This window comes from Cognatazoarcus halotolerans (genome assembly GCF_009800965.1).
In the GTDB taxonomy this organism is placed as follows: Bacteria; Pseudomonadota; Gammaproteobacteria; order Burkholderiales; family Rhodocyclaceae; genus Cognatazoarcus; species Cognatazoarcus halotolerans.
The window spans coordinates 1-5,439 of the sequence record NZ_WUAF01000038.1; the positions used below are offsets into that span (position 1 = coordinate 1).

Here is a 5,439-nt window from a genome sequence, read left to right on the forward strand (position 1 = left end):
AGACATGGAAAGGCCCCTGATGGATTATCAGGGGCCTTTTTTGGTTAGTCTGACGATGACCTACTTTCACACCCGGATGGGCACTATCATCGGCGCGGTCTTGTTTCACGGTCCTGTTCGGGATGGGAAGGGGTGGTACCAAGACGCTATGGTCGTCAGACTGTAACTTGTGTCAAAGCTGAAGAAGGGTTTGTTGTGTGATTGCTGAACGGGTTTGTGCATGTAAGGTTATAGGATCAAGCCGCACGGGCAATTAGTACTGGTTAGCTTAACGTGTTGCCACGCTTCCACACCCAGCCTATCAACGTCCTGGTCTTGAACGACCCTTCAGGGGGATCGAGTCCCCGGGGAAGTCTTATCTTGAGGCGAGTTTCCCGCTTAGATGCTTTCAGCGGTTATCTCTTCCGTATTTAGCTACCCGGCGATGCCACTGGCGTGACAACCGGTACACCAGAGATACGTCCACTCCGGTCCTCTCGTACTAGGAGCAGGTCCCCTCAAACTTCCAGCGCCCACGGCAGATAGGGACCAAACTGTCTCACGACGTTTTAAACCCAGCTCACGTACCACTTTAAATGGCGAACAGCCATACCCTTGGGACCGGCTACAGCCCCAGGATGTGATGAGCCGACATCGAGGTGCCAAACTCCGCCGTCGATGTGAACTCTTGGGCGGAATCAGCCTGTTATCCCCAGAGTACCTTTTATCCGTTGAGCGATGGCCCTTCCATACAGAACCACCGGATCACTATGACCTGCTTTCGCACCTGCTCGACTTGTCGGTCTCGCAGTCAAGCCTTCTTTTGCCATTGCACTATCAGTACGATGTCCGACCGTACCTAGAAGACCTTCGTACTCCTCCGTTACCTTTTGGGAGGAGACCGCCCCAGTCAAACTGCCTACCATGCACGGTCCCCGGCCCGGATTCACGGGCCTGGGTTAGAACCTCAACGACACCAGGGTGGTATTTCAAGGACGGCTCCACCAGAACTAGCGTCCCGGTTTCATAGCCTCCCACCTATCCTACACAAGTCCCGTCAAAGTCCAATGCAAAGCTGCAGTAAAGGTTCATGGGGTCTTTCCGTCTAGCCGCGGGTAGATTGCATCTTCACAAACACTTCAACTTCGCTGAGTCTCAGGAGGAGACAGTGTGGCCATCGTTACGCCATTCGTGCAGGTCGGAACTTACCCGACAAGGAATTTCGCTACCTTAGGACCGTTATAGTTACGGCCGCCGTTTACCGGGGCTTCGATCAAGAGCTTGCACCCCATCACTTAACCTTCCGGCACCGGGCAGGCGTCACACCCTATACGTCCACTTTCGTGTTTGCAGAGTGCTGTGTTTTTAATAAACAGTCGCAGCCACCGATTCTCTGCGGCCCCTTCGCCCTTCGGATGTACTCCTACAAGCTAATGGGGCATACCTTCTCCCGAAGTTACGGTATCAATTTGCCGAGTTCCTTCTCCTGAGTTCTCTCAAGCGCCTTGGTATTTTCAACCTGCCCACCTGTGTCGGTTTGCGGTACGGTCACTCTATGACTGAAGCTTAGAGGCTTTTCCTGGAAGCATGGGATCAATCACTTCGGGCTCAATGAGCCCTCGTCATCACGCCTTGGCTTAGCCCTCCGGATTTGCCTAGAGGGCACGCCTACACGCTTAAACCGGGACGTCCAACACCCGGCTGACCTACCCTTCTCCGTCCCCCCATCGCATCATAGAGCGGTACAGGAATATTGACCTGTTTCCCATCGACTACGCATTTCTGCCTCGCCTTAGGGGCCGACTCACCCTGCGTCGATGAACGTTGCGCAGGAAACCTTGGGCTTTCGGCGAGGGTGCTTTTCACACCCTTTATCGCTACTCATGTCAGCATTCGCACTTCTGATACCTCCAGCATCCCTTACGAGACACCTTCGCAGGCTTACAGAACGCTCCCCTACCATGTCTTTCGACATCCGCAGCTTCGGTTTATGGCTTAGCCCCGTTACATCTTCCGCGCAGGACGACTCGACTAGTGAGCTATTACGCTTTCTTTAAAGGGTGGCTGCTTCTAAGCCAACCTCCTAGCTGTCTATGCCTTCCCACCTCGTTTGCCACTTAGCCATACATTTGGGACCTTAGCTGGCGGTCTGGGTTGTTTCCCTCTCGACAACGGACGTTAGCACCCGCTGTCTGTCTGCCGTATATCACTTTGCGGTATTCGGAGTTTGCTATCGCGGGGTAGATCGCAATGACCCCCCCAACGATTACAGTGCTCTACCCCCGCAAGTGTCCGTACGACGCACTACCTAAATAGTTTTCGGGGAGAACCAGCTATTTCCGGGTTTGTTTAGCCTTTCACCCCTATCCACAGCTCATCCCCTAATTTTTCAACATTAGTGGGTTCGGACCTCCAGTGCGTGTTACCGCACCTTCATCCTGGCCATGGATAGATCACCCGGTTTCGGGTCTACATCCAGCTACTAAAGCGCCCTTATCAGACTCGCTTTCGCTACGCCTCCCCTATTCGGTTAAGCTCGCAACTGAACGTAAGTCGCTGACCCATTATACAAAAGGTACGCAGTCACCGAACAAGTCGGCTCCCACTGTTTGTATGCATGCGGTTTCAGGATCTATTTCACTCCCCTCCCGGGGTTCTTTTCGCCTTTCCCTCACGGTACTAGTTCACTATCGGTCGATCACGAGTATTTAGCCTTGGAGGATGGTCCCCCCATCTTCAGACAGGATTTCTCGTGTCCCGCCCTACTTGTCGCACGCTCAGACCCGCAAGAAGCTTTTCACATACGGGGCTATCACCCACTATGGCCGGACTTTCCAGACCGTTCTGTTAAGCAACTTGTTTAGTCGTGCAGGCTAGTCCCATTTCGCTCGCCACTACTTTGGGAATCTCGGTTGATTTCTGTTCCTGCGGCTACTTAGATGTTTCAGTTCGCCGCGTTCGCTTCCACTGACCTATGTATTCAGTCAGGGATGACCCTTGCGGGCCGGGTTTCCCCATTCGGACATCGCGGGATCAAAGCTTTATTGCCAGCTCCCCCACGCTTTTCGCAGGCTTACACGTCCTTCATCGCCTGTGATCGCCAAGGCATCCACCACATGCACTTAGTCGCTTGATCCTATAACCTTAGACCCTGTTACCAAGGCCTACGTTTTAGGCACGAACTCGTTTGTGCGCCACAACCATCGCTGACAAGCATGGTCATGGCAATGCAATCACACAACCGTGCCATCGATCCATTTTGCAATCGATGACACTACCTTCTTCACTTTGTTAAAGAGCAACAGCCTTACTGGCGTAAAAACCAGAAGCAAACACACCCGGCGCCCAATCGCGCTCGAGCCCGCTTGATTCTGATCTTTGGAGTTCTGGTGGAGGATGACGGGATCGAACCGACGACCCCCTGCTTGCAAAGCAGGTGCTCTCCCAGCTGAGCTAATCCCCCATTTTGATACGTTGGTGGGTCTGGTTGGGTTCGAACCAACGACCCCCGCCTTATCAAGACGGTGCTCTAACCAGCTGAGCTACAGACCCTCACCAGGTCGCTATAGCAAACAACCGATAGGTTGTGGATACTTGATCGAACGAAGTTTTTCTCTTGAAAGGAGGTGATCCAGCCGCACCTTCCGATACGGCTACCTTGTTACGACTTCACCCCAGTCATGAATCTCACCGTGGTAAGCGCCCTCCCGAAGGTTAAGCTACCTACTTCTGGTGAAACCCACTCCCATGGTGTGACGGGCGGTGTGTACAAGACCCGGGAACGTATTCACCGCAGCATGCTGATCTGCGATTACTAGCGATTCCGACTTCATGCAGTCGAGTTGCAGACTACAATCCGGACTACGATCGGCTTTCTGGGATTAGCTCCACCTCGCGGCTTGGCAACCCTCTGTACCGACCATTGTATGACGTGTGAAGCCCTACCCATAAGGGCCATGAGGACTTGACGTCATCCCCACCTTCCTCCGGTTTGTCACCGGCAGTCTCGCTAAAGTGCCCAACTTAATGATGGCAATTAACGACAAGGGTTGCGCTCGTTGCGGGACTTAACCCAACATCTCACGACACGAGCTGACGACAGCCATGCAGCACCTGTGTTCTGGCTCCCGAAGGCACCAAGTGATCTCTCACAAGTTCCAGACATGTCAAGGGTAGGTAAGGTTTTTCGCGTTGCATCGAATTAATCCACATCATCCACCGCTTGTGCGGGTCCCCGTCAATTCCTTTGAGTTTTAACCTTGCGGCCGTACTCCCCAGGCGGTCAACTTCACGCGTTAGCTGCGTTACTCAGAAAGTTTCCCTTCCGAACAACTAGTTGACATCGTTTAGGGCGTGGACTACCAGGGTATCTAATCCTGTTTGCTCCCCACGCTTTCGTGCATGAGCGTCAGTACAGGCCCAGGGGGCTGCCTTCGCCATCGGTATTCCTCCACATCTCTACGCATTTCACTGCTACACGTGGAATTCTACCCCCCTCTGCCGTACTCTAGCTGTGCAGTCACAAGCGCAGTTCCCAGGTTAAGCCCGGGGATTTCACACCTGTCTTACACAACCGCCTGCGCACGCTTTACGCCCAGTAATTCCGATTAACGCTCGCACCCTACGTATTACCGCGGCTGCTGGCACGTAGTTAGCCGGTGCTTCTTCTGGTGGTACCGTCATCCGGACAGGGTATTAACCCATCCGTTTTCTTTCCACCTGAAAGAGCTTTACAACCCGAAGGCCTTCTTCACTCACGCGGCATGGCTGGATCAGGCTTTCGCCCATTGTCCAAAATTCCCCACTGCTGCCTCCCGTAGGAGTCTGGGCCGTGTCTCAGTCCCAGTGTGGCTGATCATCCTCTCAGACCAGCTACAGATCGTCGCCTTGGTAGGCCTTTACCCCACCAACTAGCTAATCTGATATCGGCCGCTCCAATAACGTGAGGTCCGAAGATCCCCCACTTTCCCCCTCAGGGCGTATGCGGTATTAATCCGGCTTTCGCCGAGCTATCCCCCATTACTGGGCACGTTCCGATATATTACTCACCCGTTCGCCACTCGTCGGCAGACCGAAGCCCCCGTTACCGTTCGACTTGCATGTGTAAAGCATGCCGCCAGCGTTCAATCTGAGCCAGGATCAAACTCTTAAGTTCAATCACTGCACTCGCAGAAAAATTCAATTCTTCCTTGAGCACTTAATTTTTGCGTTTTCGCCGGAATAAATTCCGACTACCTCGCCAATCAAGCACCCACACCTATCGGCTGTTCAACTTTTTAAAGAGCGTCGCTACCGGAGCAGCGAAGAAGCGGAATTATGTAGAAACCGCTTCAGCTTGTCAATACATCCAGCGAATTATTTTTAACAACCCGCCGCATCCATCAACCCCTCATCGCCCCGCAAAACCCCGCCAAGCAACGAGAGCGGCGAATTATACACACCAAATCTAGACCGTCAACA

General features: G+C 53.2%; 2 tRNA genes and 3 rRNA genes. All 5 read right to left on the minus strand.

The features are described 5' to 3' along the window. Window positions 1–47 precede the first annotated feature (47 nt). A 5S ribosomal RNA gene (gene rrf, locus GQB03_RS22475) occupies window positions 48–160 on the minus strand. Window positions 161–232: 72 nt separating this feature from the next. Further along, window positions 233–3,115 (minus strand): 23S ribosomal RNA (locus GQB03_RS22480). 251 nt (window positions 3,116–3,366) lie between these two features. Continuing rightward, window positions 3,367–3,442: transfer RNA gene (locus GQB03_RS22485), tRNA-Ala, on the minus strand. Window positions 3,443–3,454: 12 nt separating this feature from the next. Further along, window positions 3,455–3,531: transfer RNA gene (locus tag GQB03_RS22490), tRNA-Ile, on the minus strand. A gap of 67 nt (window positions 3,532–3,598) precedes the next feature. Then, window positions 3,599–5,134, minus strand: a 16S ribosomal RNA gene (locus GQB03_RS22495). The 16S, 23S and 5S rRNA genes sit together here with 2 tRNA genes alongside, the layout of an rRNA operon. Window positions 5,135–5,439 lie beyond the last annotated feature (305 nt).